Raw genomic sequence first — 25,160 nt, forward strand, 5'->3', positions numbered from 1 at the left:
TTGTTTTGTCAGGTGGATTCATGGACAGCATCAACACCCGTATCGCCGAAGAGCTTTCCGCACTGCCCTCCGGCCGCGTTCAACCGCAGCAAGTCGCCGCTGCCGTCGCCCTGCTCGACGAAGGCTCCACCGTCCCCTTCATCGCCCGCTACCGGAAAGAAGTCACCGGCAGCCTGGACGACACCCAGCTGCGCATGCTCGAAGAGCGCCTGCGCTACCTGCGCGAACTGGACGAGCGCCGCGGCGCGATTCTCGCCAGCATCGAGGAACAGGGCAAGCTGACCCCGGAACTGGCCCGTGAGATCAACCTGGCCGACACCAAGACCCGCCTCGAAGACCTCTACCTGCCCTATAAGCAGAAGCGCCGCACCAAGGGCCAGATCGCCCTGGAAGCCGGCCTGGGCGAACTGGCCGACGCGCTGTTCGCCGACCCGAGCCTGACCCCGGAAAGCGAAGCCGCGCGCTTCGTCGATGCCGAGAAGGGCTTCGCCGACACCAAGGCCGTGCTCGAAGGCGCCAAGTACATCCTCATGGAACGCTTCGCCGAGGACGCCACGCTGCTCGACCGCCTGCGCAGCTTCCTCAAGGACAACGCCACCCTCACCGCGCGCATGGTGCCGGGCAAGGAAACCGAAGGCGCCAAGTTCAGCGACTACTTCGAGCACGACGAACCGCTGAAGAACGCCCCATCGCACCGTGCACTGGCGATCTTCCGTGGCCGCAACGAGGGCATCCTCAGCGTCGCCCTGAAGGTCGGCGAAGAACTGCCGGGCACCTCGCACCCTTGCGAAATCATGATTGGCGAGCGCTTCGGCGTGAGTAACCAGGGCCGCGCCGCTGACAAGTGGCTCTCCGAAGTGGTGCGCTGGACCTGGAAAGTCAAGCTTTACACCCACCTGGAAACCGACCTGCTGGGCGAGCTGCGCGAAGGCGCCGACCTTGAGGCGATCAACGTGTTCGCGCGCAACCTGCACGACCTGCTGCTGGCCGCTCCGGCCGGCCCGCGCGCCACCCTGGGCCTGGACCCGGGCCTGCGCACCGGCGTGAAGGTCGCCGTGGTCGATGCCACCGGCAAGCTGCTGGACACCGCCACCGTCTACCCGCACGCGCCGAAGAACCAGTGGGACCAGACCATCGCGGTGCTCGCCGCGCTGTGCGCCAAGCACCAGGTGGAGCTGATCGCCATCGGCAACGGCACCGCCAGCCGCGAGACCGACAAGCTGGCCGCCGAACTGATCAAGAAATACCCGGCGCTCAAGTGCACCAAGATCATGGTCAGCGAGGCCGGCGCTTCGGTGTACTCGGCCTCCGAACTGGCCGCCAAGGAATTCCCGGAGCTGGACGTGTCGCTGCGCGGCGCCGTGTCCATCGCCCGTCGCCTGCAGGACCCGCTGGCCGAACTGGTGAAGATCGAGCCGAAATCCATCGGCGTCGGCCAGTACCAGCACGACGTGTCCCAGTTGCAGCTCGCCCGCAGCCTGGACGCGGTGGTGGAAGACTGCGTGAACGCCGTCGGTGTGGACGTCAACACCGCCTCCGCCGCCCTGCTGGCGCGCATCTCCGGCCTCAACAGCACCCTGGCGCAGAACATCGTCGCGCACCGCGACGTTAACGGCGCCTTCAAGACCCGCGACGAACTGAAGAAAGTCAGCCGCCTGGGCGAGAAGACCTTCGAACAGGCCGCCGGCTTCCTCCGCGTGATGAACGGCGACAACCCGCTGGACGCCTCCGCGGTGCACCCGGAAACCTACCCGCTGGTGCAGCGCATCGCCGCCGACACCGGCCGCGACGTGCGCTCGCTGATCGGCGATTCGGGCTTCCTCAAGCGCCTGGACCCGAAGAAGTTCACCGACGAGCAGTTCGGCCTGCCCACCGTCACCGACATCCTCAAGGAACTCGACAAACCCGGCCGCGACCCGCGCCCGGAGTTCAAGACTGCCGAGTTCCAGGAAGGCGTCGAGAGCCTGAAGGACTTGAAGCCCGGCATGGTGCTCGAGGGCGTGGTGACCAACGTCACCAACTTCGGCGCCTTCGTCGACATCGGCGTCCACCAGGACGGCCTGGTGCACATCTCCGCGCTGTCGGAGAAGTTCGTCAAGGACCCGTACGAAGTGGTCAAGGCCGGCGACATCGTCAAGGTCAAGGTCATGGAAGTGGACATCCCGCGCAACCGCGTCGGCCTGTCCATGCGCATGAGCGACACCCCCGGCGAGAAGGTCGAGGGCCAGCGTGGCGGCGGCCGCCCCGGCAACGGCGCGCCGCGTGGCGAGCGCAGCGCTCCGCGCCAGCAGGAGAAGGCCCCGGCGAACAATGCCATGGCCTCGCTGTTCGCCAACGCCAAGCAACTGAAGAAGAAGTAAGGAAGGTCCATGAGCGAGATGCCCGCCCGCGAGCTGATGATCAGCCGCTTCAGCGACACCCTTGGCGTGCAGCCGATCCGTGTCGCCGACGGCGAAGCCGAGGTGCTGCTGCCGATGGCCGAGCACCTGCGCAATCGCGGCAACGTCATGCACGGCGGCGCGCTCTTCACGCTGATGGACATGACCATGGGCCTGGCCTGCTCCAGCGCCCATGGCTTCGACCGACAGAGCGTCACCCTGGAATGCAAGATCAACTACATCCGCGCGGTCGCCGAGGGCGAAGTGCGCTGTGTAGCGAAAGTCCTGCATGCCGGGCGGCGCTCGCTGGTGGTCGAGGCCGACATCCACCAGGGCGACAAGCTGGTCGCCAAGGGACAAGGCACCTTCGCCCAGCTGTAATTCGCGCCGTGACAACTGACCTATGCTGTACGCCGGAGCCCCGGATTTGCGGGCGCCGGCGCAGCGCCTCGATGAAGCCAGGCGACCACGCCGGTTGTGTTCTCCCCTTGTAGACCGCCCAGTCCACCCCCATAGTGGGGCGATTGCCGTGTGAAGGACTTCCAACTTGAGCGACCAACTTTCCCGCCGCCTGGCCCTGCTGGGCGATGCCGCCAACCTGTCCCTGCTCACCCAGTGCCTGCACGGTATCGAGCGCGAATGCCTGCGCGTCGACGGGCACGGCAAGCTTGCCCTGACCCCGCATCCGCGCGCCCTGGGCTCGGCACTGACCAACCCGCAGATCACCACCGACTACTCCGAGTCGCTGCTGGAGTTCATCACGCCGACTTCGACCAGCGTCGAGAAGACCCTGGAAGAACTGGATGAAATCCACCGCTTCGCCAGCGGCAAGCTCGACGGCGAATACCTGTGGAGCCCGTCCATGCCCTGCGAGTTGCCGGATGAAGAGACCATCCCGATCGCTCGCTACGGCAGTTCGCACATCGGCCGCCTGAAGTACGTCTACCGCAAGGGCCTGGCCCTGCGTTACGGCAAGACCATGCAGTGCATCGCCGGCATCCACTACAACTTCTCCCTGCCCGAAGGCATCTGGGAGCTGCTGCGCCAGGACGAAGGCAGCGAGAAGAGCGCGCGGGACTTCCAGTCGCACCGCTACATCGCGATGATCCGCAACTTCCGCCGCTACAGCTGGCTGCTGATGTACCTGTTCGGCGCCTCGCCGGCGCTGGACGCCGGCTTCCTGCGCGGCCGCCCGCACGGCCTGGAAGCCTTCGACGAACACACGCTCTACCTGCCCTACGCCACCAGCCTGCGCATGAGCGACCTGGGTTACCAGAACAACGCCCAGGCCGGCCTCACGCCCTGCTACAACGACCTGGACAGCTACATCGACAGCCTGCGCCGCGCGGTGAGCACGCCGTACGCGCCGTACGAGAAGGTCGGCACCAAGGTCGATGGCGAATGGGTGCAGCTCAACACCAACATCCTGCAGATCGAGAACGAGTACTACTCGAGCATCCGCCCGAAACGCGTCACCTACACCGGCGAGCGCCCGATCCAGGCGCTGATGGCCCGTGGCGTGCAGTACGTCGAGGCGCGCTGCCTGGACATCAACCCCTTCCTGCCGCTGGGCATCGACGTCACTGAGGCGCGCTTCCTCGACGCCTTCCTGCTCTACTGCGCGCTGTCCGACAGCCCGCCGCTGGGCGGTTGCGAGTGTGGCGCGGCCACCAGCAACTTCCTCAAGGTGGTCAAGGAAGGTCGTCGTCCCGGCCTGAAGCTGGAGCGCGCAGGCCAGCAGCTCGAGATGAAGGACTGGGCGAACGCCCTGCTCGACGGCATCGCGCCAATCATCGAACTGCTCGACCGCGCCAACGGTACGGGCCTGCACGCGCAGAGCCTGGCCGAGCAGCGCACCAAGGTTGCCGACGCCAGCCTGACGCCGTCGGCGAAGGTCCTGGCGGAGATGCGCGAGCGCGGCGAGAGCTTCGAGGCCTTCGCCCTGCGCTACAGCCGCCAGCATGCCGCCACCCTGCAGGGTGAGCCGCTGCCGGCCGAGGAGCAGGCGCGCTTCGAGAGCATGGCCAGCGAATCCCTGGCCGAACAGGCGGAGCTGGAGAAGCAGCCCGAAGGCGATTTCGACACCTTCGTCGCCGCGTATCAGGCGAGCATCCTGGGCCTGCTCAGCGTCTGACGGTGCAAGAAATCGCTGACATGCAGCTCATAGAGTTCTGATCGGCAACCTGCGAGTGCGGGGGGAGAATCCTCCCTCCCTGCGGATCGTCCGGCCCCGGCCGGCGCGATCCGCGCAAGACCTCGCAGGAAAGCGCGCATGTCCCCCCACTCTCCCTCCTGGACACTCCATCAGCTGGAAGTCGCCTACCGGCAAGGCTACCTGGAAGCGCTGCTCGGCCGCGCCCCGCGCTGTCCGCCACATGAGATTCTGGCGGCCAGCTGGGAAGCCGGCTGGCGCGACGGCGGCGAGCGACTGCGCCAGCAGCAGGAACAGGCCAGGCCCTGCGCAGAGCCAGGCCAGGCGCCGCGGCTGAGCGTGCAGATCAGGCATTCGGTATCCGGTAAAGACCGGGTCTGATCAGAGCGTCTTCTCGAATACCTGGGAATTGCGCTGGTAGTTGTACAGCGACGCCCGCGCCGCCGGCAGGCGCTCGACGCTGCTGGGCTGGAAGCCACGCTCACGGAACCAGTGGGCCGTGCGGGTGGTGAGCACATAAAGGGTTTTCAGTCCCAGGTTGCGCGCGCGCTGTTCGATACGCTCCAGCAGGTCGTCGCCGCGTCCGCCGTGGCGGTACTCCGGATTCACCGCCAGGCATGCCAGTTCGCCCGCGTCGGAATCGGCAATGGGATAGAGCGCCGCGCAGGCGATGATCAGCCCTTCGCGCTCGACGATGCTGAACTGCTCGATCTCGCGCTCCAGCACCTCGCGGGAACGACGCACCAGGATGCCCTGCTCTTCCAGCGGACGGATCAGCTCCAGCAGTCCACCAACGTCCTCGATACCCGCTTCGCGCAGTTGCTCGAACTGCTCCTGCGCCACCAGGGTGCCGTTGCCGGTGCGGGTGAAGAGTTCCGACAGCAGCGAGCCATCCTCGGTGTAGCTGACGATATGGCTGCGCCGCACACCCGCGCGGCAGGCCTGGGCGGCGGCGTCGAGCAACTCGCCCTGATAACTCGACCCGAGGCGCTCCAGGTGCGCCGGCACCTGCTGCGGGCGCAACTCGCGCACCAGCTTGCCGGCCTCGTCCATCAGGCCGCGCTCGGCCCCGTAGAGAATCAGTTTGTCCGCGCCCAGGTCGATGGCCGCGCGCATGGCCACGTCCTCGCAGGCGAGGTTGAAGATTTCCCCGGTGGGGGAATAACCCAGCGGCGAGAGCAGGACGATGCTGCGCTCGTCGAGCTGGCGATTGATGCCCTTGCGGTCGATCCGGCGGACTTCGCCGGTGTGGTGGTAGTCGATGCCATCGACTACGCCGATCGGCCGTGCGGTGACGAAGTTGCCCGAGGTCACGCGCATGCGCGAGCCCTGCATGGGCGAGGCGGCCATGTCCATCGACAGGCGTGCCTCGATGGTGATGCGCAGGCTGCCCACCGCGTCGATCACGCAGCCCAGGGTCGGCGCATCGGTCACCCGCAGGCCGCGATGGAAACGCGGCGCCAGCCCGTGCTGGGCCAGACGCGCCTCGATCTGCGGACGCGAGCCGTGCACCAGCACCAGGCGCACACCCAGGCTGTGCAGCAGCACCAGGTCGTGGACGATATTGCCGAAATTGGGGTCTTCGACGCCCTCGCCGGGTAGCATCACCACGAAGGTGCAGTCCCGGTGCGAGTTGATGTAGGGGGAAGCGTGGCGCAGCCAGTTGACGTAGTCGTGCATTGCTTGAAAAGCCTGTCGTTCGAGTGGGCGGAAATCTGTCGGATGCGGCCGAAAGGCGGCCAGTGGCGGCGCGGTTATCGTCGTCGCAGGAACATCGACAGGTTTCTCCTCTTGGGTACGTTGGGCCCGCTTTCCGGGCGCTCTACAGGCAACTGCCTACACAGGGCTATTTATAGACAGTAATGACGGATCAATCCGCGTAGCAACGCTACGGTCGGCTCAATGCGGTCCAGTTCAAGGTGTTCATCGGGCTGGTGGGCACAGGCGATGTCGCCGGGGCCCAGCACCAGGGTCTGGCAGCCGAGCTGCTGAAGATACGGTGCTTCGGTGCCAAAGGCTACCGCTTCCGCCGTGTGCCCGGTCAGACTTTCGGCGAGTCGCACCAGCTCGCTCTGCGCCGGCTCCTCGAAGGGCGGCACGGCAGGGAAAAGCGGTGCGTAATCGATCTTCACGGCGTGGCGCTCGGCAACCGGCCTCAGCCGCTCGCGAATGCTCTGGCGCAGGGCTTCCGGGGCCATTCCCGGCAGCGGGCGCAGGTCGAACTCCAGGGCGCACTGGCCGCAGATGCGGTTGGGGTTGTCGCCGCCGTGGATGCAGCCCAGGTTGAGCGTCGGCTGCGGCACGCTGAACTGCGGGTTGTTGAACTCCTGCTGCCACTGGCTGCGCAGGCCCTGCAGTTCGCCCATCACCGCCTGCATGGCCTCCAACGCACTGCGTCCCAGGCTCGGGTCGGAGGAATGGCCGCTCTGCCCGAGGATGTCGATGCGCTCCATCATCACGCCCTTGTGCAGGCGGATCGGCTTGAGGTTGGTCGGTTCGCCGATCACCGCGGCGCGCCCCAACGGCCGCCCCGCGTCGGCCAGCGCACGGGCACCGGCCATGGAGCTTTCCTCGTCGCAGGTGGCGAGGACGATCAGCGGCTGCCTGAACGGCTGCTCCAGCAGCGGCAACAGCGCTTCGATGGCCAGGGCGAAGAAGCCCTTCATGTCGCAGGCGCCTAGGCCGAACCAGCGCCCGTCGCGTTCATCCAGGCCCAGCGGGTCGCTTTTCCACAGGGCCTCGTCGTAGGGCACGGTATCGGTATGCCCCGCCAGTACCAGGCCGCCGGGGCCGCTGCCCAGGGTCGCGATCAGGTTGAACTTGCCCGGTGACACCGGCTGCATCTCGCAGGCGAAACCCAGGTCCACCAGCCAGTTGCCGAGCAACTCGACCACCGGGCGATTGGACTGGTCCAGCGCGGGCTGGGTACAGCTGACGGAAGGAACCGCGATCAGCTCGGCAAAGCGTTGTTTCAGGGGCGGCAACGGCATGGCGTCCTCCGAAGATGTGCTCCCACTATGGACCATGCCACGCTGCGGTAAAACCTCGCGGCTCCCGGCAGGAACGCCGAAGTCCTGTAGACTGCATGACTTTGAAGTCTTTTTCGCGCCCGTCGTTCCGTCCTTCCTACAGCAGGTCGGGAATCCGGGCGCGGCCGCTCTGAACCGGACCCCCGCCATGCAGAAAGAAACCGAAATCAAATTGCGCGTCAGCCGCGAGACCCTCGAAGCCCTGCGCGATCACCCGGCGCTGAAGAAGCGCAACAAATCCGGCTGGGAGCCCCGCGAGCTGTTCAACCAGTACTACGACACCCCTGGCCGCGATCTGGCCCGCGCCCGTGTGGCGCTGCGCATGCGCAAGGATGGCGAGCAGTTCATCCAGACCCTGAAGACCCGCGGCCAGAGCATCGCCGGCCTGTCCGAGCGCAACGAATGGGACTGGTACCTGGAGAAGAACAAGCTCGATATCAAGAAGCTCGACGACCAGTGCTGGCCAGCCGCCCTGGCGGACCTGGACAAGAAGACCCTGAAGCCGATCTTCAGCACCGACTTCACCCGCCAGCGCGCCGAGATCGCCTGGGGCCGCGGCAAGACCAAGGTGGTGATCGAGGCCGCGCTCGACCTGGGCAAGGTCGTCGCAGGCAAACAGGAAGAGGATATCTGCGAACTGGAGCTGGAACTGCGCCAGGGCGAGCCCGAGGCGCTGCTGGACCTGGCCATCGAACTGGCCGCCGACCTCGCGCTGATGCCCTGCGACATCAGCAAGGCCGAGCGCGGCTACCGCCTGTTCGACCCGGCCAGCTACAGCATCCAGCCCGACACCCAGAAGCTGCTGCATGAAACCCCGCTGGACGGCGCCTTTGCCGCGCTGTCCTGGTCGCTGCTGGGCAGCAGCCAGCGCCTGGCCGAGCAATACCGCTTCAATGGCCACTGGAGCCTGCTGGAAAGCTGGCTGCAGCAACTGCTCGACCTGCGCGCTTTGCTCGGCAGTCTTGGCCAGGCCGTGCCGCGCGCCACCACCCGCGAACTGCGTACTGCTCTCGACGCGCTGATCGCCGACTGGCAACCGCGCATCGAACAGGCTCGCGATGACGAGGCGCTGCGCCAGCAGATGCCGGCAGTCTTCCGCGAGGAACTGGCGAATGTGCGCTGGGGTCAGTTCTCCCTGAGCACCTCGCGCTGGCTGCTGGGCAAGGCCTGGACCGCCGAGCGCAACGACCGTGCCAACCGGCTGGGCGGCTCCGCCGTCGGCAAGTGGCTGCAGCGCACCCTGGCCGAAGAGGCACAGGCCATGCCGCTGCAACGCGCCCAGCAGTTGCCCGAGGTACTCGCCGACCAGCTGCCGCGCCTGCAGCGCATGCTGGTCTGGCTGCGCCTGGCGCGCAGCGTACTGGAGCTGCCGGAAACCGACCGCCTCTACGGCGAACTGGCCAAGCTGCAGGAGCTGCTCGCCACTCCCGAGGCCGAGGGGCGCCTGGATGCCCTCGCGGCCCAGGCCCATACTGTGCTGACCCTCAAGCCGTGGAAGGCGCTTTTGAAATAAGCTGGCCCGGCGACGTCGCGGGCCTGTCGACCCGCCATTGAAGTAGGGAGTCTGCATGTCCGTCTTTGCCCCTTCCGCCCAGGACCGTCCGCTCGACCTGGGCGACATCCTGCGCGAGCTGGTCACCCAGGGCCGCGTCGCCCAGGATGACGCCGAGCAGTGCCTGGCGATCCGCCGCAGCGCGGTGAAGAACCAGCAGCACCCGCTGGAGTTCCTCGCCGCGCAGCAGGTCGAGGATCGCCAGCGGCCGGGGCACAAGCTGGACCTGGATACGCTGGTGAGGTGGCTGGCGGACTACGCCGGGCAGCCCTACCTGCGCATCGACCCGCTGAAGATCGATGTCGCCGCGGTCACGCCGCTGATGTCCTACGCCTTCGCCCAGCGCCACCATATCCTCGCGGTCGCGGTAGCGCCGGACGAAGTCACCATCGCCAGTGCACAGCCCTTCGTGCACGCCTGGGAGAGCAACCTCACCCACGTTCTCAAGCGCCCGATCAAACGCGTGGTGGCCAACCCCGCGGACATTCAGCGCTTCACCGTCGAGTTCTACCGTCTCGCCAAGTCGGTGACCGGTGCCAGCTCGGCGGACCAGAAGATCAGCGGGGTCGGCAACTTCGAGCAGTTGCTCAACCTGGGCGCCAGCGATCAGGAACCCGATGCCAACGACGCGCACATCGTCACCATCGTCGACTGGCTGTTCCAGTACGCCTTCCAACAGCGCGCCAGCGATATCCATATCGAACCGCGCCGCGAGCAGGGCACGGTGCGCTTCCGCATCGACGGCGTGCTGCACAACGTCTACCAGTTCCCGCCGCAGGTCAGCATGGCGGTGGTCAGCCGCCTGAAATCCCTGGGGCGCATGAACGTCGCCGAGAAGCGCAAGCCGCAGGACGGCCGGGTGAAGACCAAGACCCCGGAAGGCGCCGAGGTGGAGCTGCGCCTGTCCACCCTGCCCACGGCCTTCGGCGAGAAGATGGTGATGCGGATCTTCGATCCCGAGGTGCTGCTCAAGAGTTTCGACCAGCTCGGCTTCTCCCCCGACGACCTGCGCCGCTGGGAAAGCATGACCAGCCAGCCCAACGGCATCATCCTGGTCACCGGCCCCACCGGTTCGGGCAAGACCACCACGCTCTACACCACGCTCAAGCAGCTGGCGACCGATGAGGTGAACCTCTGCACCATCGAGGACCCGATCGAGATGATCGAGCCCTCGTTCAACCAGATGCAGGTCCAGCACAACATCGACCTGACCTTCGCCAGCGGCGTGCGCGCCCTGCTGCGGCAGGACCCGGACATCATCATGGTCGGCGAGATCCGTGACCTGGAAACCGCCGAAATGGCGATCCAGGCGGCACTCACCGGCCACCTGGTACTCTCCACGCTGCACACCAACGACTCGCCCACCGCCATCACCCGTCTGCTGGAACTGGGCGTGCCCTACTACCTGATCCGCGCCACCGTGCTCGGCGTCATGGCCCAGCGCCTGGTGCGCACGCTCTGCCCGCACTGCAAGGCGCCGATGGAGCTGCACGAGGAAGACTGGCAGGAAGTCACCCGCCCCTGGAACGCCCCGTTGCCCACCGGCGCGCAGCAGGCCGTCGGCTGCCTGGAATGCCGCGACACCGGTTACCGCGGACGCGCCGGCGTGTACGAGATCATGCTGCTGACGGAGTCGCTGAAGGAGCTGATCACCGCCGACACCGACCTCATCCCGCTGCGCCGCCAGGCCTTCAAGGAAGGTATGCGCAGCCTGCGGCTGTCCGGCGCGCAGAAGGTTGCGGCGGGCCTGACGACCATCGAGGAAGTCATGCGGGTGACCCCGCAGAGCGAACAGAAGTAGCCCCTCTGGACGCCACGGCGGCGCAGGTCGCGCCGCCACCCAGCCTCAGCCTTGAGCCCGCGCAGGGTCCATGGCCATCTCCAGCAGACGACGATAGGCGCTGACCCCACTGCGGGTGTCAAAACGTTGTGCAGTGAGACGGGCCATCTGGCGCAGGCCGGCATGCGCCGACGGATTGTGCAGGACCTCGAGCACGCGCTCGGCCAGGTCGTCGACGGCGAAGAAGTCCACCAGATAGCCATTCTCTCGATCGCGAACCACCTCGCGGACCGGTGCCGTGTCGGAGGCGACCAGCAGGCAGCCGCACGCCATGGCCTCGAGCATCGACCACGACAGGACGAAGGGGTAGGTCAGGTAGACGTGTGCACAGGAAACCTGCAGCGCTTTCACGTAGGTGGCATAGGGAACCTTGCCAAGGAAGTGCACGCGTGAGCGGTCCAGCCTCACCTCCTCGAGCATGCGCGTGCGCCAGTTGGGCGCCCCCTGGGGAGGCATGCCGTAGCTCACCTCGTCGCCCCCCAGTATCAGGACCTGTGCCCGCGGATGGCGGTCGAGAATCTGCGGCAACGCGCGCATGAAGTTGTGGAAGCCCCGATAGGGCTCCAGATTGCGCGCCACGTAAGTCACCACGGGATCGCCAGCCCTGAGCACCTGCCCGGAGGGTAGGCGCAAGGAACCTCGCGGGTCCGGGCGCAGCATATCGAGGGGAATACCTTCGTGAGCCACCTGGATTTTCTCCCGGTATGCCAGCGGATGCAGGCCGCGCTGCCACGGGGTGGGGCTGATGCCCAGGTCGCAATGCTCCAGGTTAAGCAGGTGCAGGGCATTGCGCGTCCGGCTGCGAGCACACTCGTCGAAACTCGACGGAAACTCCGGATCGAAATTGATATCCGCCCCCTCCATGGCGCCGTAGTACTCGCAGAAATGCATCAGCGGAACATCCGGGTAGACGTCCTTGGCATACAAGGTTTCTCCCCAGCCCGGGTGCGCCAGGATCACGTCCGGGCGATAGCCAGTGCCGCGCAGTTGCAGCAACAGCCTGGCTACCTGCTGACCATGCAGGACGGCGTCCTCGACGGTGTACAGATAGTGGTGGATCTGCGGGGAAACCGCCCGGCTGGGGCTGTAGCGCAGCGTACGTACCCCCGGCACACCCCGTGCCGTATCACGGGCAATGGCCAGCAGCTGGCAGCGACTGTCCTTGAGCAGACCGTGTGCCAGGTGGAGGAACTGGCCAGGAAAGTTCTGGTGGATGAGCAACAATTTCACGACAACACCGGCTCCATGAGCCCCGCACGCCGCGCATCGACGGATAGATTGCGATGGAGCCGGGCGGGACCGACCTCCGCGCTGATAGGATGATCCGAAGGGTGTGCAGAGTCCGCTGTCCGTGCCGCCGCGCTCAATCAGAAGTCTGGAAGCAGGGGCACGGATATTTCTTAATGCGCCCTCTCACTGGCGAAATCCCGGGAAGTTGCGGGGACTATGCTTATCCAGTCGGCCGGCTCTGCAGCCTTATACTGATGCCCTGCAGCAAACCCGTCCGTCTTGCACCACAAGGAGTTCTTCACATGGAAATCGGCAGTGTTGCCCTGCTCTTCGTCATCCTCGCCATCGTCATCGTGCTCATGGGGTTCAAGGTCGTTCCCCAGGGCTTCGAATGGACCATCGAGCGCTTCGGTCGCTATACCGTCACGCTCAAGCCGGGCCTGAGCATCATCATTCCGGTGGTGGATCGCGTCGGCCAGAAGATCAACATGATGGAACGCGTGCTGGACATCCCGCCGCAGGAGGCGATCAGCGCCGACAACGCCATCGTCGAGATCGACGCGGTGTGCTTCTACCAGGTAGTGGACGCGGCACGCGCCGCTTATGAGGTCAGCGGGCTGGAAAATGCCGTGCGCAACCTGGTGATGACCAACATCCGCACCGTGCTCGGCTCCATGGAGCTGGACCATATGCTCAGCCAGCGCGACTCGATCAACGAGCGCCTGCTGCGTACCGTCGATGAAGCCACCGCGCCCTGGGGCCTGAAGGTCACCCGTATCGAGATCAAGGACATCAGCCCGCCGGCCGACCTGGTGGAAGCGATGAGCGGACAGATGCGTGCCGAGCGCCTCAAGCGCGCGCAGATTCTCGAAGCCGAAGGCAAGCGCGCCGCCGACATTCTTACCGCCGAAGGTGAGAAGCAGGCACAGATCCTCAAGGCCGAAGGCCAGCGCCAGGCCGCCTTCCTCGAAGCCGAGGCCCGCGAGCGCCAGGCCGAGGCCGAAGCCAAGGCGACCCAGGTGGTTTCCGAGGCCATCGCCACCGGCAACGTGCAGGCGATCAACTACTTCGTCGCGCAGAAGTACGTCGACGCGCTGGGCAAGCTGGCCAGCTCGAACAACAGCAAGATCGTGCTGATGCCGCTGGAAGCCAGCCAGGTGATCGGCTCGGTCGCCGGCATCGGCGAGATCGTCAAGGCCACCTTCGGCGACACCAAGGGCCGTAGCTGATGGCCGCCTTTCTCCAGAACCTCGGTTTCTGGGACTGGCTGGGCCTGGGCATCGTCCTGCTGATCCTGGAGATCTTCGGCGCCGGCGGCTACCTGCTGTGGATCGGCATCGCCGCAGCGCTCACCGGCGTGCTGTCCTTCCTCGTGCCGGGGCTCGACTGGGTCTGGCAGTGCCTGGCCTTCGGCGTGCTGGCGATCCTCACCGCGCTGTACTGGTGGAACCACCAGCGCATCAACAAGCGCACAGCCGAACCGTCCAGCCTGAATCGCCGCGGCAGCGAACTGGTGGGCCGGCAGTTCGCCCTGCATGACGCCATCGTCGGCGGGCGCGGCAAGGTCCGCGTCGGCGACAGCGTCTGGCTGGTCAGCGGGCCGGACCTGCCCGTGGGCGCGCAGGTGCGCGTGATCGGGCAGGACGGTGTCCTGTTGCTGGTGGAACCCGTCTGAGCCAGTACCTGTAGGAGCGAGCTTGCTCGCGAACCAAACCCCGCAGCGGAGTCTGTTCGCGAGCAAGCTCGCTCCTACAAAGCTCAATAAAAAAGCCCGCCAATCGGCGGGCTTTTTCATTCAGGCAATGCTCAGCTCGCGGCCGGCTGCGCCGGGGCGCGACGATAGGCCCAGACCATCAGCGCGATGCCGCCCAGGACCATCGGCACGCACAGCACCTGGCCCATGGTCAGCCAGCCCCACGCCAGGTAGCCCAACTGGGCATCCGGCACGCGGACGAACTCGACGATGAAGCGGAAGATGCCGTAGCACAGCACGAACAGGCCGGACACCGAGGCAGTCGGGCGCGGCTTGCGGGTGAACAGCCAGAGCACGACGAACAGTGCCACGCCTTCCAGCGCGAACTGGTACAGCTGCGACGGGTGGCGCGGCTCCGGGCCGCCGGTGGGGAAGATCATCGCCCAGGGCACGTCGGACACCTTGCCCCACAGCTCGCCGTTGATGAAGTTGCCGATACGTCCGGCGCCCAGTCCGATCGGCACCAACGGCGCGATGAAGTCCATCAGCTGGAAGAAGCTCTTGTTGTTGCGCTTGCCGAACCACCAGGTGGCCAGCATCACGCCGATCAGGCCACCGTGGAACGACATGCCACCCTTCCACACCTCGAAGATCAGCGTCGGGTTGGCGATGTACTCGTCCAGGTTGTAGAACAACACGTAACCCAGGCGACCGCCCAGGACCACGCCGCACGCCACCCAGAACACCAGATCGGAGAGTTTCTCCTTGGTCCAGGTCGGGTCGAACTCCTTCAGCTTGCGCGAGGCCAGCAGCCAGGCGCCGCCGATGCCGATCAGGTACATCAGGCCGTACCAGTGGATTTTCAGCGGCCCGAGCGCTACGGCAACCGGGTCGATCTGTGGATAAGGCAGCATCCGCTTCTCCTAGCAGGAACTCAGATCAGGAAACTCAAACCCACGCTGAACAGCAGCAGGGCAAACAAACGCTTCAGGACCTTGGCCGGCAGGCGATGCGCCAGCCGCGCCCCGATGCGGGCGAAGAACATACTGGTAACGGCGATGCCCAGCAGCGCCGGCAGGTAGACGAAGCCCAGGCTCAGCTCCGGCAGCTTGGCGTTGTGCCAGCCGACGACGATGAAGGATATCGCGCCGGCGATGGCGATCGGCAGGCCGCACGCCGAAGAAGTCGCAACCGCCTGTTGCATGGAGACGCCACGCCAGGACAGAAACGGCACAGTCAGCGAACCGCCGCCGATGCCGAAGATCGCCGAAGCCCAGCCCACCAAGCCGCCCGCCACGCCAAGGCCGAAGCGGCCCGGCAGGTCGCGCCCGCCCTTGGGCTGGAGCCCGAGGGCCATCTGGATCGACACCAGAATGGCGAAGGTACCGATGATCTTCTGCAGCACCGGCCCCTGAATCTTCGACGCGGTCAATGCGCCCAGCGCGCTGCCGACCAGGATGCCGACGGTCATCCAGGCGAACACCCGCCAGCGCACGGCGCCACGGCGGTGGTGTTCGAGAATCGAATTGATCGACGTGAAGATGATGGTCGCCAGCGACGTCCCGACCGCCATCTGCGTCAGCACATCGGGCGAGAAGCCGTGGGCGGTGAAGCTGAACACCAGGGCCGGAACGATGATCAACCCACCGCCGACGCCGAACAGGCCGGCGAGCACGCCAGCACAGGCGCCAAGCACCAGGTAGAGCACGAACTCCATGGGCAACCTCGGGCAACAAAGCGGGCATGGTAGCCGAAGGCTCCCGGGCGCTCCAGCCACTCCGGGACATCGGCGGATGTTGATAGACTGCCGGCACACTACGGAGTTCGCCCCATGTGCCTGATCGTCTTCGCCTGGCGCCCCGAGCACGCCACGCCCCTGATCGTCGCGGCCAACCGCGATGAATTCTATGCCCGCCCGACCCTGCCGCTGGCGGCCTGGGAGGAGTATCCCGGCGTGTATGCCGGCCGCGACCTGGAGGCCGGCGGCACCTGGATGGGAGTGGCCGCGGGTGGGCGTTTCGCCGCCCTGACCAACGTGCGCGATCCCGGCCAGCCGATCGGCCCGCGTTCCCGTGGCGAGCTGGTAGCGGCTTTCCTGCAAGGCCAGCAGTCGCCGCTGGAATACCTGCAGCAGGTTGCCCGCCGCGCTTCGGACTACAGCGGCTTCAACCTGCTGGTCGGCGACGTTGCACAACTGTGCTACTTCAATCCCCGCGTCGGCGCGCCTGTGGCGGTGGCTCCGGGGGTGCACGGACTGTCCAATGCAGCGCTGAACACGCCCTGGCCCAAGCTTCTTACCGCGCGAGACGCTCTGGAGGCAGCGTTGGAGAAGCCTGATACCGGCTCCCTGGTCGCGCTACTGGCGGACAATCGTCAGCCCAGTGAAGCCGAGTTGCCGGACACCGGCGTCGGCCTGGCCACCGAGCGCCTGCTGTCCAGCGTGTTCATCGCCAGCCCGAACTACGGCACCCGTGCCTGCACCGCGCTGATCGTCCACGCGGACGGCCGTCGCGAGCTGCTCGAACACAGCTTTGGTCCCAGTGGCGCACGCCTGGGCGAGGTTTCCCTCATCGTCTAGCAGACAACGATACAGTCGCGCTGACGCTTGGCGCGGTAGAGCGCGTCATCCAGGCGGCGCAGCATCGCCATCAGGTCCTCGCCGGGCTGCATCTGGGTCACGGCGAAGCTGGCGGTGAGCTGGGTCGGCAACGAAACATCCGCCCGGCGCAGGCTCAAGCGCAGGCGCTCGGCCAGCTCCCGTGCCGCCTCGGCTTCGGTCTCGGGCAGCAGCACGATGAACTCCTCGCCACCCCAGCGGGCAAAGCAATCCTCTTCACGCAGGCGCCGCCGCACCACCTCGGCCACCGCCACGAGCACGCGGTCGCCGGCCTGGTGGCCGAGGCTGTCGTTGATGCGCTTGAAGTGGTCGAGGTCGAACATCATCAGTGAGCAACCGTGATGGTGCCGCTGCAGGCGCTGCCATTCGGCGTGCAATTGCTGCTCGAAGCGCCGCCGGTTGGCGATCTGGGTCAGCGGATCGATCTCGGAAAGGCGCAGCGCGACCGCAGCCTGCTCGGCCAGTGCCTGGTTGGCCTGGCGCAAAGCCTCCGTACGCGTCTGCACCAGCAGCTCCAGGCTCAGGTTGAGCTGGTGCAGTTCGTGGTTCTTGTCCTGCAGTGCCAGTTCCGCCAGCTTGCGCTCATGAATATTGCGGTGCGCGCCGATCATCCGCGTTGGCTTGCCGTCCCCGTCGAACTCGAAGAAGCGCCCGTGATCGCTGACCCACAGGTAGCTGCCGTCCAGGCAGCGGCAGCGATACTCCTCGCGGTAGACGCCGCTGCGACCCTCGACATAGGCATCGAAGGCGAACATGACCCGGCCGAAATCCTCGGGATGTATGATCTCGTGCCAGGTAGCGACGTTTTCCGGGAGGCTGTCGGGGTCGTAGCCGAGCATGGCGTACCAGCTCGGGCTACGGGTGACGTGGTTGCTGCGGATGTCCCAGTCCCAGATGCCGTCGCTGACGATGCTCAGGGCATAGCGCAGGGTGCGGGCGCTGCTATCGGCCTCCGTGCAAGGCGTGACGTCGAGCTCTTCCATAAGCATCGTCCTGGCCGGCGTGCCGGCCGAGTCATCGTCTGACCTTCCGGAAATGCACGGCTCCGGAAGGCGGCTTTCGCTGGCGTCAGGCCTGGATGGTCGCCGCCGGGTTGATCACGCGGCCCAGGCCGAGATTGCGCAGGGCCAGGTGCAGCGAGCTGTGGATAACCTGAGGGTTGTCGAAGGTCATCAGTTGGCCAAGCAGCTCGCGGGCCTTGGACAGAGTCATCTGGCGCAGCAGCCATTTCACCTTGGGCAGGTTGGTCGCGTTCATCGACAGGGAATCGAAGCCCATGGCCATCAGCAGTACGGCAGCCGCCGGATCGCCGGCCATTTCGCCGCAGATGCTCACCGGCTTGCCTTCGTCGTGCGCGCCGTTGACCACGATCCGCAGTGCTTGCAGCACGGCCGGGTGCAGGTAATCGTAAAGATCGGCGACCCGTGGGTTGTTGCGGTCGACCGCCAGCAGGTACTGGGTCAGGTCGTTGGAACCGACCGATACGAAGTCCACCTGACGCGCCAGCTCACGTATCTGGTACACCGCAGCTGGAATCTCAATCATCATGCCGATCGGCGGCATGGGGATATCCACGCCTTCGTCGCGCACTTCGCCCCAGGCGCGGTGAATCAGGTGCAGCGCCTCTTCCAGCTCATGGGTGCCGGAGATCATCGGCAGCAGGATGCGCAGGTTGTCCAGGCCCTCACTGGCCTTGAGCATGGCGCGGGTCTGCACCAGGAAGATTTCCGGGTGGTCGAGGGTGACGCGGATGCCGCGCCAGCCGAGGAAGGGGTTGTCTTCCTTGATCGGGAAGTAGGACAGCGCCTTGTCGCCGCCGATGTCCAGGGTGCGCATGGTCACCGGCAGCGGGTGGAAGGCGGAGAGCTGCTCGCGGTAGATGGCGAGCTGCTCCTTCTCGCTGGGGAAGCGGTCGTTGATCATGAACGGCACTTCGGTGCGGTACAGGCCGACGCCTTCTGCACCGCGCTCCTGGGCGCGCGCCACGTCCGCCAGCAGGCCGGTGTTGACCCACAGCGGCATGCGATGACCGTCCAGGGTCTCGCAGGGCAGCTCGCGCAGCGCGGCCAGGCCCTTGCTCAGTTCCTTCTCTTCGGCGACCACTTCGCCGTACTGCTTGACCAGCTGCGGCGACGGGTTGGTGTAGATCTCGCCGTGGTAGCCGTCGACGATCAGGTCGATGCCGTCGACCTTGGAGTACGGCAGGTCGACCGCGCCCATGACCGTGGGAATGCCCATGGCGCGAGCGAGAATGGCCACGTGGGAGTTGCCCGAGCCGAGCACCGAGATCAGGCCCACCAGCTTGCCCTCGGGCACTTCGCCGAGCATCGCCGGCGACAGTTCTTCGCTGACGATGATGGTCTGGTCCGGATAGGTCAGCGTCTGCTTACGCTCTTCCTGCAGGTAGGCGAGGATGCGTCGGCCGATGTCCTTGACGTCGGAGGCACGCTCGCGCAGGTAGGCGTCGTCCATCAGCTCGAAGCGCTGCACGTGCTCCATGACCACCTGGCGCAGAGCGCCCTGGGCCCATTGGCCGGTGCGGATGATGCGTTTGACTTCGAGGCCGATGGAGGCGTCGTCGAGCATCATCAGGTAGACGTCGAATAGCGCGCGCTCTTCCTTGCGCAGCTGGGTGGCCAGCTTGCTGGACAGGTTGCGCATGTCTTCGCGGACCGATTCCAGCGCCTGCTTGAAGCGCTCGATTTCGGCCTCGACGTCGTCGATGGGTTTGTCCGGGACGACTTCCAGGTCGGCCGGCGGCAGCACCACCACGGCCTTGCCCACGGCCACGCCGGGGGCGCCGGGAACGCCGACGAACTTGGCTTCGCTGATGCCCTTGCCCATCTTGCCCAGGCCACGGATCGAACCGGTGGCCTCGGCGTGGGCGATGACGCCGGCGAGCTGCGCACTCATGGTGACGAGGAAGGCTTCCTCGCCTTCGTCGAACTGGCGCTTTTCCTTCTGCTGTACGACCAGAACGCCCATCACCCGACGGTGGTGAATGATCGGTGCGCCGAGGAAGGAGGCGTAGCGTTCCTCGCCGGTCTCGGCGAAGTAGCGGTAACGGGGGTGTTCGGAGGCGTTCTCGAGGTTCAGCGGCTCCTCGCGGGTGCCGACCAGGCCGACCAGGCCCTCGTTGGGCGCCATGCTGACCTTGCCGATGGAGCGCTTGTTCAGGCCTTCGGTGGCCATCAGCACGAAGCGGTTGCTCTCCGGGTCCAGCAGGTAGACCGAGCACACCTGGGTGCCCATCGCCTCCTTCACGCGCTGCACGATGATGCCCAGCGCCGCCTTGAGGTCCTTGGCGGAGTTCACTTCCTGGACGATCTTACGCAGCGTGTTGAGCATGGCTCGGGGTCTAACTCCTTGAACTTCGTGCTAGTCGCGCGCCAGCAGGCGCGGTGCCAATTCCTTCAGAGCCCGGCGGTAGACCTCGCGTTTGAAGGTCACGACCTGGCCCAGCGGGTACCAGTAGCTCACCCATTTCCAGCCGTCGAATTCGGGCTTGCCGGTCACGTCCATGCGTACCCGGCTTTCCTCGCCGGTCAGGCGCAGCAGGAACCACTTCTGTTTCTGCCCGATGCACAACGGCTGGCTGTTGGTACGCACCAGGCGTTGCGGCAGGCGGTAACGCAGCCAGCCCCGGGTACAGGCGAGGATCTTGACGTCCTGCTCTTCCAGGCCGACTTCTTCGTTCAGTTCGCGGTACAGCGCTTCCTCAGGGGTTTCGCGGGCGTTGATACCACCCTGGGGAAATTGCCAGGCTTCCTGGTTGATGCGCCGTGCCCACAGAACCTGTCCGACATCGTTGCAAAGGATGATGCCGACATTGGGGCGAAAACCATCGGGATCGATCACGGCGGTACATCCTCGAAATCGCGTGTGCCCGCATTGTTCCACAAAGCTTGTGACAGCGGCAACGCGGGCTGCGGCGTCCTGTGCTGGGTGGGCAAAAGCCGTTACTCTAGGCGACTTTTCGGTATTGGCAACTGGCGGTAATCCAACGTGCGACTGGCTCTCTTCGATCTCGACAACACCCTCCTGGCCGGCGACAGCGACCATAGCTGGGGCGAATGGCTGTGCCAGCGCGGACTGGTGGACGCTGGCGAGTATCAGGCGCGCAACGACGCCTTTTATGCCGACTACGTCGCCGGCACCCTCGACGTGTTCGCCTACCAGGCGTTCACCCAGGCCATTCTCGGCCGCACCGACCTGGCGCAGCTGGCCGTCTGGCATCGCCAGTTCATGGAAGAGGTGATCGAGCCCATCATCCTGGCCAAGGGTGAAGCGCTGCTGGCCGAACACCGCGCTGCAGGCGACAAGCTGGTGATCATCACCGCTACCAATCGTTTCATCACCGCTCCCATCGCCGAGCGCCTGGGCGTGGAAACCCTGATCGCCACCGAGTGCGCGATGCAGGACGGCCGTTATACCGGCCAGACCTGCGGAGTGCCCTGCTTCCAGGGCGGCAAGGTGACACGCCTGAACAGCTGGCTCGAGGAATCCGGCCTGACACTGCACGACGCGTACTTCTACAGCGACTCGCGCAACGACCTGCCGCTGCTCGAGCAGGTCGCCAACCCGGTGGCCGTCGACCCGGACGACACCCTGCGCGCCACCGCAATCGAACGCGGCTGGCCGGTGATCAGCCTGCGCGGCTGAGCCGTCAGTAGCCCTTGTTGACCATCAGGTGGAAGATCGCCAGGAAGGCCAGGAACGCCGGCCAGCCCAGGGCGAACCACCAGCGCATATAGAGGAAGGCTTGCGGCGGCAGCGCCGTGCCTTCCCGATGCGCCGCTTCGGCCATGTCGCGTACGCGGATCTGCAGCCAGACCACCGGCAGCCAGCAGGCGCCGGCGAACACATACAGCCCAAGGCTCCACAGCAGCCAGCCCGAATCCAGCGGCCAGCCGGCCATATGCGCCATGGCGATGCCGCTCAGCGGCTGAAAGACCGCCGTGGTGGCGATGAACAGCCAGTCGGCGGTGACCAGGTGGCGGAAGGTGATGCGGATCGCTTCCAGGTTGCCGCTGCGCCAGGCGCGCCAGCTGTAGTAGGCCGAGCCCAGCCCGGTGCCGAACAGCAGTGTGGAGGACAGGATGTGCAGGGTCTTGAGCAGCAGGTAAAGGTTCACGCGGCGGGCATCACACCGGCTTGCTGATCATCAGCACCAGAATGGCGACCACGCTCAGCAGCGCCAGCGCGAAGAAGGCCAGGCCGAACTTCCACTGCCGTGCTGCCCCCATGGAGATCGGCTCGCCACTGCTCTGCGCCACCAGCGCTAGGTCGCGGATGCGCCACAGGCGGGTGGTGAACAGCAGCCAGAAGATCGTGGCGACGATCAGCAGGCAGGCACTGCCCAGCAGCCAGGTCTGCCCCAGCGGCCAGCCAACAGTCTGCACCATGCGATAACCGGTGACCGGCAGGCTGGCGACGCTGCCGGCGACCAGCACCCAGCCGATCAGGCCGATGCGCTGCAGCGCCTTGGCGATCAACCCGGCGTCGCCGCTCCGCCAGCTGCGCCAGCCGTACCAGGCCAGGCCGATGATGGCCAGGAACGGCAGCACTGCGGCGATGCCGTGGAGGATGCGGAAGGTCTGCAGGCTTTCCATTTCAAGTCCCTGTGATCGATGCGGCTTTCCGACAAGCCTAGCAGCAGTCGCGCCGCCTCTGCCTGACCTCAGCCGAGGAACAGGCGATAGGCCGGGTTGTCCGTTTCGTCCCAGTAGGGGTAGCCGATCTCTTCCAGTGCGGCCGACACCAGGTGGCGCTCATCCTCCGGCACCTGCAGGCCCGCCACCACGCGACCGTCGGCGGCGCCGTGGTTGCGGTAGTGGAACAGGGTGATGTTCCAGCGGCCACCCAGGCGGTTGAGGAAGTTGAACAGCGCGCCGGGACGCTCGGGGAATTCGAAGCGGAACACCTGCTCGCCCGAAACCCGCGGCGAATGGCCGCCGACCATGTGGCGGATGTGCAGCTTGGCCAGTTCGTTGTCGGTCAGGTCCAGCACCGGGAAGCCCTGCTCCTGCAGTTGCTGCACCAGCGCCGCGCGCGGGTCGTTCTCCGGGTGCGTCTGCACGCCGACGAAGATGTGCGCTTCGCTGTCGGTGTTGTAGCGGTAGTTGAACTCGGTGATCTGGCGCTTGCCGATGGCCTCGCAGAAGGCCTTGAAACTGCCTGGGCGCTCCGGGATGGTCACGGCGATGATCGCTTCGCGCTTCTCGCCCAGTTCGGCGCGCTCGGCCACGTGGCGCAGGCGGTCGAAGTTGATGTTGGCGCCCGAATCGATGGCGACCAGGGTCTCGCCCTTCACGCCTTCGCGCTCGACGTAGCGCTTGATCCCGGCCACCGCCAGCGCGCCGGCCGGTTCGGTGATGGAGCGGGTGTCGTCGTAGATGTCCTTGATCGCCGCGCAGATCTCGTCGGTGCTGACGGTGATGACTTCATCGACATGGTCCTTGCACAGCTCGAAGTTGTGCTTACCGATCTGCGCCACGGCGACCCCGTCGGCGAACAGCCCGACCTGGCCGAGCACCACGCGCTCGCCGGCGGCCATGGCAGCCTGCAGGCAATTGGAGTCGTCCGGCTCGACGCCGATGACCTTGATCTCCGGACGCAGGTATTTGACGTAGGCGGCGATGCCGGCGATCAGGCCGCCGCCGCCGACGGGCACGAAGATCGCGTCGATGCGGCCCGGGTTCTGGCGGAGGATTTCCATCGCCACGGTGCCCTGGCCGGCGATCACGTCCGGATCGTCGTAGGGATGGATGTAGACGTAACCCTTCTCTTCCACCAGCTTGAGCGAATGCGCCAGCGCATCGGGGAAGGCATCGCCATGCAGCACGGCCTTGCCGCCGCGGGCGCGTACGCCCTGGACCTTCAGCTCCGGAGTGGTACGCGGCATCACGATGGTCGCCTTGATGCCCAGTTCGCGGGCGGCCAGCGCCACGCCCTGGGCGTGGTTGCCGGCGGACGCGGTGACGACGCCGCGGGCGAGTTCTTCCGGGCTCAGCTGCGCCAGCTTGTTGTAGGCGCCGCGAATCTTGAAGGAGAACACCGGCTGCAGGTCTTCGCGCTTGAGCAGAATCTGGTTGCCCAGGCGCTCGGAGAGCTGGCGGGCGGGCTGCAGGGGCGTTTCCACGGCAACGTCGTAGACACGCGAGGTGAGGATCTTCTTGACGTAGTTTTCGAGCATCGGAAGGGCTATATCGGCGGCTTTTCGAGGAATCGCGAGTCTACTCCAGCCGGCGCGGCGCGGGCCACCGAACAATCCGTGCGGAAACGACCAGAACAGTTGCCCGGCGGCGCAACACCGGCGCGTCATCGGCCGCTATAATCCGCCCACTCGAACTTTCTCCGGCGCCGTTGCGCCCTTCCAGGTAAGAAGACCCTTCGCCATGAACCAGGATCAGCTCAAGCAGGCTGTGGCCCAGGCCGCCGTCGACCACATTCTTCCGCACCTCGACAGCAAGAGCATCGTTGGCGTCGGCACCGGCTCCACCGCCAACTTCTTCATCGACCTGCTGGCCCAGCACAAGGCCGAGTTCGACGGCGCCGTGGCCAGCTCCGAAGCCACCGCCCAGCGCCTGAAGGGCCACGGCATCCCGGTCTACGACCTGAACACCGTCAGCGAGCTGGAGTTCTATGTGGACGGCGCCGACGAGACCAACGAGCGCCTGGAGCTGATCAAGGGCGGCGGCGCCGCACTGACCCGCGAGAAGATCGTCGCTGCTGTGGCCCGCAAGTTCATCTGCATCGCCGACGGCAGCAAGCTGGTGCCGATCCTCGGCGAGTTCCCGCTGCCGGTGGAAGTCATCCCCATGGCCCGCAGCCACGTCGCCCGCCAACTGGTGAAGCTGGGCGGCGACCCGGTGTACCGCGAGGGCGTGCTGACCGACAACGGCAACATCATCCTCGACGTGCACAACCTGCGCATCGACAGCCCGGTGCAACTGGAAGAGGCGATCAACAACATCGTCGGCGTGGTCACCAACGGCCTGTTCGCCGCCCGCCCGGCCGACCTGCTGCTGCTGGGAACCGCCGAAGGCGTGAAGACCCTCAAGGTTTGACACCCTCAGGCGCCATCCGCCGGATGGCGCCTTCCAGAGCCTCTGCTGCCGTCTACGCTGGGATGACCTCAAGCCCCAACGGAGACGCAGCATGGCCGCCAAATACCATCTGAAAAAGGCCAGTGATGGCCAGTTCCACTTCAACCTGCACGCCAGCAATGGCGAGATCGTCCTGACCAGCGAGCTGTACAAGGCCAAGACCTCGGCCATCGACGGCATCGAGTCGGTGCGCAAGAACTCGCAGCGCGAAGGTGCCTTCGAGGTCAAGGTCGCCACCAACGGCAAGCACTACTTCGTGCTCAAGGCCACCAACGGCCAGGTCGTCGGGCAGAGCCAGATGTACGCCAGCAAGGCCACCGCCGATGCCGGCATCGCGGCGGTCAAACGCTACGCGGGGGATGCGCCGATCAGCGACGACACCTGATCGCGCACCGTTTCGGTGAGCGTTCTCACACAGCCGCCTTGCACGGCTGGCACAGTCGCCGGCCGTGTATCAACATTGTTACAGTGGCGCGACACCCTCGGTCACTGACGCGTCAAATTCCGCCCATCTCCGGCGAACCGGCCTGCATCCTGCTTTCCTCCGGCGCACGCATCGAA

Annotated in this window: 23 protein-coding genes; 12 read left to right on the forward strand and 11 right to left on the reverse strand. The window is 66.0% G+C overall.

The window, feature by feature from the left end:
• Positions 1-20 precede the first annotated feature (20 nt).
• From A9513_RS32950 to A9513_RS32965, 4 genes are all read left to right on the forward strand, one after another.
• Positions 21-2,360 carry a Tex family protein gene (locus tag A9513_RS32950; protein WP_065086537.1) on the forward strand — a complete coding sequence of 780 codons (2,340 nt, stop codon included), beginning with the start codon at positions 21-23 and terminating at the stop codon, positions 2,358-2,360.
• Between the two features lie 9 nt (positions 2,361-2,369).
• On the forward strand, positions 2,370-2,759 hold the full coding sequence (locus tag A9513_RS32955; protein ID WP_052239101.1) for a PaaI family thioesterase: 390 nt from the start codon (positions 2,370-2,372) through the stop codon (positions 2,757-2,759).
• A gap of 166 nt (positions 2,760-2,925) precedes the next feature.
• On the forward strand, positions 2,926-4,512 hold the full coding sequence (gene gshA / locus A9513_RS32960; protein WP_065086538.1) for a glutamate--cysteine ligase: 1,587 nt from the start codon (positions 2,926-2,928) through the stop codon (positions 4,510-4,512).
• A 138-nt stretch (positions 4,513-4,650) separates the two neighbouring features.
• Entirely contained in the window at positions 4,651-4,911 is a 261-nt protein-coding gene (locus tag A9513_RS32965) for a hypothetical protein (RefSeq protein ID WP_065086539.1), read from the forward strand.
• Here A9513_RS32965 and argA read toward each other — a convergent pair whose 3' ends face one another.
• Together argA and argE are read right to left on the reverse strand one after the other, a co-directional pair.
• Positions 4,912-6,210, reverse strand: coding sequence for an amino-acid N-acetyltransferase (argA, locus tag A9513_RS32970; RefSeq protein WP_024762181.1), 1,299 nt, complete (start codon positions 6,208-6,210; stop codon positions 4,912-4,914). It abuts the gene before it with no gap.
• Positions 6,211-6,380: 170 nt separating this feature from the next.
• Positions 6,381-7,520, reverse strand: coding sequence for an acetylornithine deacetylase (gene argE / locus A9513_RS32975; RefSeq protein WP_065086540.1), 1,140 nt, complete (start codon positions 7,518-7,520; stop codon positions 6,381-6,383).
• Positions 7,521-7,707: 187 nt separating this feature from the next.
• On the opposite strand from argE, the gene A9513_RS32980 reads away from it, so the two are divergent.
• Positions 7,708-9,072: an inorganic triphosphatase gene (locus A9513_RS32980; protein ID WP_038803547.1), complete on the forward strand. Its 1,365-nt coding sequence runs from the start codon at positions 7,708-7,710 to the stop codon at positions 9,070-9,072.
• Positions 9,073-9,127: 55 nt separating this feature from the next.
• On the forward strand, positions 9,128-10,912 hold the full coding sequence (locus tag A9513_RS32985) for a GspE/PulE family protein (protein ID WP_037012496.1): 1,785 nt from the start codon (positions 9,128-9,130) through the stop codon (positions 10,910-10,912).
• 45 nt (positions 10,913-10,957) lie between these two features.
• On the opposite strand, the gene A9513_RS32990 is transcribed toward A9513_RS32985, so the two are convergent.
• The gene (locus A9513_RS32990) at positions 10,958-12,181 is read right to left on the reverse strand and encodes a glycosyltransferase family 4 protein (RefSeq protein ID WP_065086541.1); all 1,224 of its coding nucleotides are present in this window, start codon (positions 12,179-12,181) and stop codon (positions 10,958-10,960) included.
• Positions 12,182-12,483: 302 nt separating this feature from the next.
• On the opposite strand from A9513_RS32990, the gene A9513_RS32995 reads away from it, so the two are divergent.
• Together A9513_RS32995 and A9513_RS33000 are read left to right on the forward strand one after the other, a co-directional pair.
• Positions 12,484-13,410: an SPFH domain-containing protein gene (locus A9513_RS32995; RefSeq protein WP_054908101.1), complete on the forward strand. Its 927-nt coding sequence runs from the start codon at positions 12,484-12,486 to the stop codon at positions 13,408-13,410.
• Positions 13,410-13,856 (forward strand): NfeD family protein, encoded by a 447-nt coding sequence (locus tag A9513_RS33000; RefSeq protein ID WP_024762177.1) that lies wholly within the window; start codon positions 13,410-13,412, stop codon positions 13,854-13,856. Before A9513_RS32995 ends, A9513_RS33000 begins: the two co-directional genes overlap by 1 nt.
• 131 nt (positions 13,857-13,987) lie before the next feature.
• Here the strand turns inward: A9513_RS33000 and lgt are convergent, their stop codons facing one another.
• Both lgt and A9513_RS33010 read right to left on the reverse strand, forming a co-directional pair.
• Positions 13,988-14,788 carry a prolipoprotein diacylglyceryl transferase gene (gene lgt, locus A9513_RS33005; RefSeq protein ID WP_024762176.1) on the reverse strand — a complete coding sequence of 267 codons (801 nt, stop codon included), beginning with the start codon at positions 14,786-14,788 and terminating at the stop codon, positions 13,988-13,990.
• Positions 14,789-14,808: 20 nt separating this feature from the next.
• Complete coding sequence (locus A9513_RS33010) at positions 14,809-15,591, reverse strand: sulfite exporter TauE/SafE family protein (protein ID WP_024762175.1); 783 nt, start codon at positions 15,589-15,591, stop codon at positions 14,809-14,811.
• 114 nt (positions 15,592-15,705) lie between these two features.
• Between A9513_RS33010 and A9513_RS33015 the strand changes: the two genes are divergently transcribed.
• A complete protein-coding gene (locus tag A9513_RS33015) occupies positions 15,706-16,452 on the forward strand; it encodes an NRDE family protein (protein WP_065086542.1) in 747 nt (248 codons plus the stop codon).
• Here the strand turns inward: A9513_RS33015 and A9513_RS33020 are convergent.
• The 3 genes from A9513_RS33020 to A9513_RS33030 all read right to left on the reverse strand — a co-directional run bounded on the left by A9513_RS33020 (position 16,449) and on the right by A9513_RS33030 (position 20,349).
• Positions 16,449-17,474 carry a sensor domain-containing diguanylate cyclase gene (locus tag A9513_RS33020; protein ID WP_065086543.1) on the reverse strand — a complete coding sequence of 342 codons (1,026 nt, stop codon included), beginning with the start codon at positions 17,472-17,474 and terminating at the stop codon, positions 16,449-16,451. The two genes, A9513_RS33015 and A9513_RS33020, sit on opposite strands and share 4 nt — an antisense overlap.
• A gap of 85 nt (positions 17,475-17,559) precedes the next feature.
• The gene (ptsP, locus tag A9513_RS33025; protein ID WP_024762172.1) at positions 17,560-19,839 is read right to left on the reverse strand and encodes a phosphoenolpyruvate--protein phosphotransferase; all 2,280 of its coding nucleotides are present in this window, start codon (positions 19,837-19,839) and stop codon (positions 17,560-17,562) included.
• Between the two features lie 30 nt (positions 19,840-19,869).
• Entirely contained in the window at positions 19,870-20,349 is a 480-nt protein-coding gene (locus A9513_RS33030) for an RNA pyrophosphohydrolase (protein WP_017520843.1), read from the reverse strand.
• 147 nt (positions 20,350-20,496) lie between these two features.
• Between A9513_RS33030 and A9513_RS33035 the strand changes: the two genes are divergently transcribed.
• Positions 20,497-21,153, forward strand: a complete 657-nt coding sequence (locus A9513_RS33035) for an HAD family phosphatase (protein WP_065086544.1) — start codon at positions 20,497-20,499, stop codon at positions 21,151-21,153.
• Positions 21,154-21,157: 4 nt separating this feature from the next.
• On the opposite strand, the gene A9513_RS33040 is transcribed toward A9513_RS33035, so the two are convergent.
• From A9513_RS33040 to ilvA, 3 genes are all read right to left on the reverse strand, one after another.
• Positions 21,158-21,625: a DUF2269 domain-containing protein gene (locus tag A9513_RS33040; protein WP_065086545.1), complete on the reverse strand. Its 468-nt coding sequence runs from the start codon at positions 21,623-21,625 to the stop codon at positions 21,158-21,160.
• Between the two features lie 10 nt (positions 21,626-21,635).
• Positions 21,636-22,103 (reverse strand): DUF2269 family protein, encoded by a 468-nt coding sequence (locus tag A9513_RS33045; RefSeq protein WP_065086546.1) that lies wholly within the window; start codon positions 22,101-22,103, stop codon positions 21,636-21,638.
• A 68-nt stretch (positions 22,104-22,171) separates the two neighbouring features.
• Positions 22,172-23,686 carry a threonine ammonia-lyase, biosynthetic gene (gene ilvA, locus A9513_RS33050; RefSeq protein WP_065086547.1) on the reverse strand — a complete coding sequence of 505 codons (1,515 nt, stop codon included), beginning with the start codon at positions 23,684-23,686 and terminating at the stop codon, positions 22,172-22,174.
• 202 nt (positions 23,687-23,888) lie between these two features.
• On the opposite strand from ilvA, the gene rpiA reads away from it, so the two are divergent.
• Together rpiA and A9513_RS33060 are read left to right on the forward strand one after the other, a co-directional pair.
• A complete protein-coding gene (gene rpiA, locus A9513_RS33055) occupies positions 23,889-24,560 on the forward strand; it encodes a ribose-5-phosphate isomerase RpiA (protein ID WP_024762169.1) in 672 nt (223 codons plus the stop codon).
• Positions 24,561-24,651: 91 nt separating this feature from the next.
• Positions 24,652-24,984: a YegP family protein gene (locus tag A9513_RS33060; RefSeq protein WP_024762168.1), complete on the forward strand. Its 333-nt coding sequence runs from the start codon at positions 24,652-24,654 to the stop codon at positions 24,982-24,984.
• The last annotated feature ends 176 nt before the right edge of the window (positions 24,985-25,160 follow it).

The sequence above is a fragment of the Pseudomonas sp. AU12215 genome (assembly GCF_001675465.2).
Lineage (GTDB): Bacteria > Pseudomonadota > Gammaproteobacteria > Pseudomonadales > Pseudomonadaceae > Pseudomonas > Pseudomonas nitroreducens.

Excerpts from the sequence above, each read along its gene's own strand:
- A9513_RS32985 (WP_037012496.1), top strand. The coding sequence starts at position 9,128 with ATGTCCGTCTTTGCCCCTTCCGCCCAGGACCGTCCGCTCGACCTGGGC.
- argE (WP_065086540.1), bottom strand. The coding sequence starts at position 7,520 with ATGCCGTTGCCGCCCCTGAAACAACGCTTTGCCGAGCTGATCGCGGTT.
- A9513_RS33000 (WP_024762177.1), top strand. The coding sequence starts at position 13,410 with ATGGCCGCCTTTCTCCAGAACCTCGGTTTCTGGGACTGGCTGGGCCTG.
- argA (WP_024762181.1), bottom strand. The coding sequence starts at position 6,210 with ATGCACGACTACGTCAACTGGCTGCGCCACGCTTCCCCCTACATCAAC.
- A9513_RS32955 (WP_052239101.1), top strand. The coding sequence starts at position 2,370 with ATGAGCGAGATGCCCGCCCGCGAGCTGATGATCAGCCGCTTCAGCGAC.
- A9513_RS32995 (WP_054908101.1), top strand. The coding sequence starts at position 12,484 with ATGGAAATCGGCAGTGTTGCCCTGCTCTTCGTCATCCTCGCCATCGTC.
- A9513_RS33010 (WP_024762175.1), bottom strand. The coding sequence starts at position 15,591 with ATGGAGTTCGTGCTCTACCTGGTGCTTGGCGCCTGTGCTGGCGTGCTC.
- A9513_RS33015 (WP_065086542.1), top strand. The coding sequence starts at position 15,706 with ATGTGCCTGATCGTCTTCGCCTGGCGCCCCGAGCACGCCACGCCCCTG.
- rpiA (WP_024762169.1), top strand. The coding sequence starts at position 23,889 with ATGAACCAGGATCAGCTCAAGCAGGCTGTGGCCCAGGCCGCCGTCGAC.
- ilvA (WP_065086547.1), bottom strand. The coding sequence starts at position 23,686 with ATGCTCGAAAACTACGTCAAGAAGATCCTCACCTCGCGTGTCTACGAC.
- ptsP (WP_024762172.1), bottom strand. The coding sequence starts at position 19,839 with ATGCTCAACACGCTGCGTAAGATCGTCCAGGAAGTGAACTCCGCCAAG.
- lgt (WP_024762176.1), bottom strand. The coding sequence starts at position 14,788 with ATGCTGCCTTATCCACAGATCGACCCGGTTGCCGTAGCGCTCGGGCCG.
- A9513_RS33020 (WP_065086543.1), bottom strand. The coding sequence starts at position 17,474 with ATGGAAGAGCTCGACGTCACGCCTTGCACGGAGGCCGATAGCAGCGCC.
- A9513_RS32980 (WP_038803547.1), top strand. The coding sequence starts at position 7,708 with ATGCAGAAAGAAACCGAAATCAAATTGCGCGTCAGCCGCGAGACCCTC.
- A9513_RS33045 (WP_065086546.1), bottom strand. The coding sequence starts at position 22,103 with ATGGAAAGCCTGCAGACCTTCCGCATCCTCCACGGCATCGCCGCAGTG.
- A9513_RS33060 (WP_024762168.1), top strand. The coding sequence starts at position 24,652 with ATGGCCGCCAAATACCATCTGAAAAAGGCCAGTGATGGCCAGTTCCAC.
- A9513_RS32965 (WP_065086539.1), top strand. The coding sequence starts at position 4,651 with ATGTCCCCCCACTCTCCCTCCTGGACACTCCATCAGCTGGAAGTCGCC.
- A9513_RS32950 (WP_065086537.1), top strand. The coding sequence starts at position 21 with ATGGACAGCATCAACACCCGTATCGCCGAAGAGCTTTCCGCACTGCCC.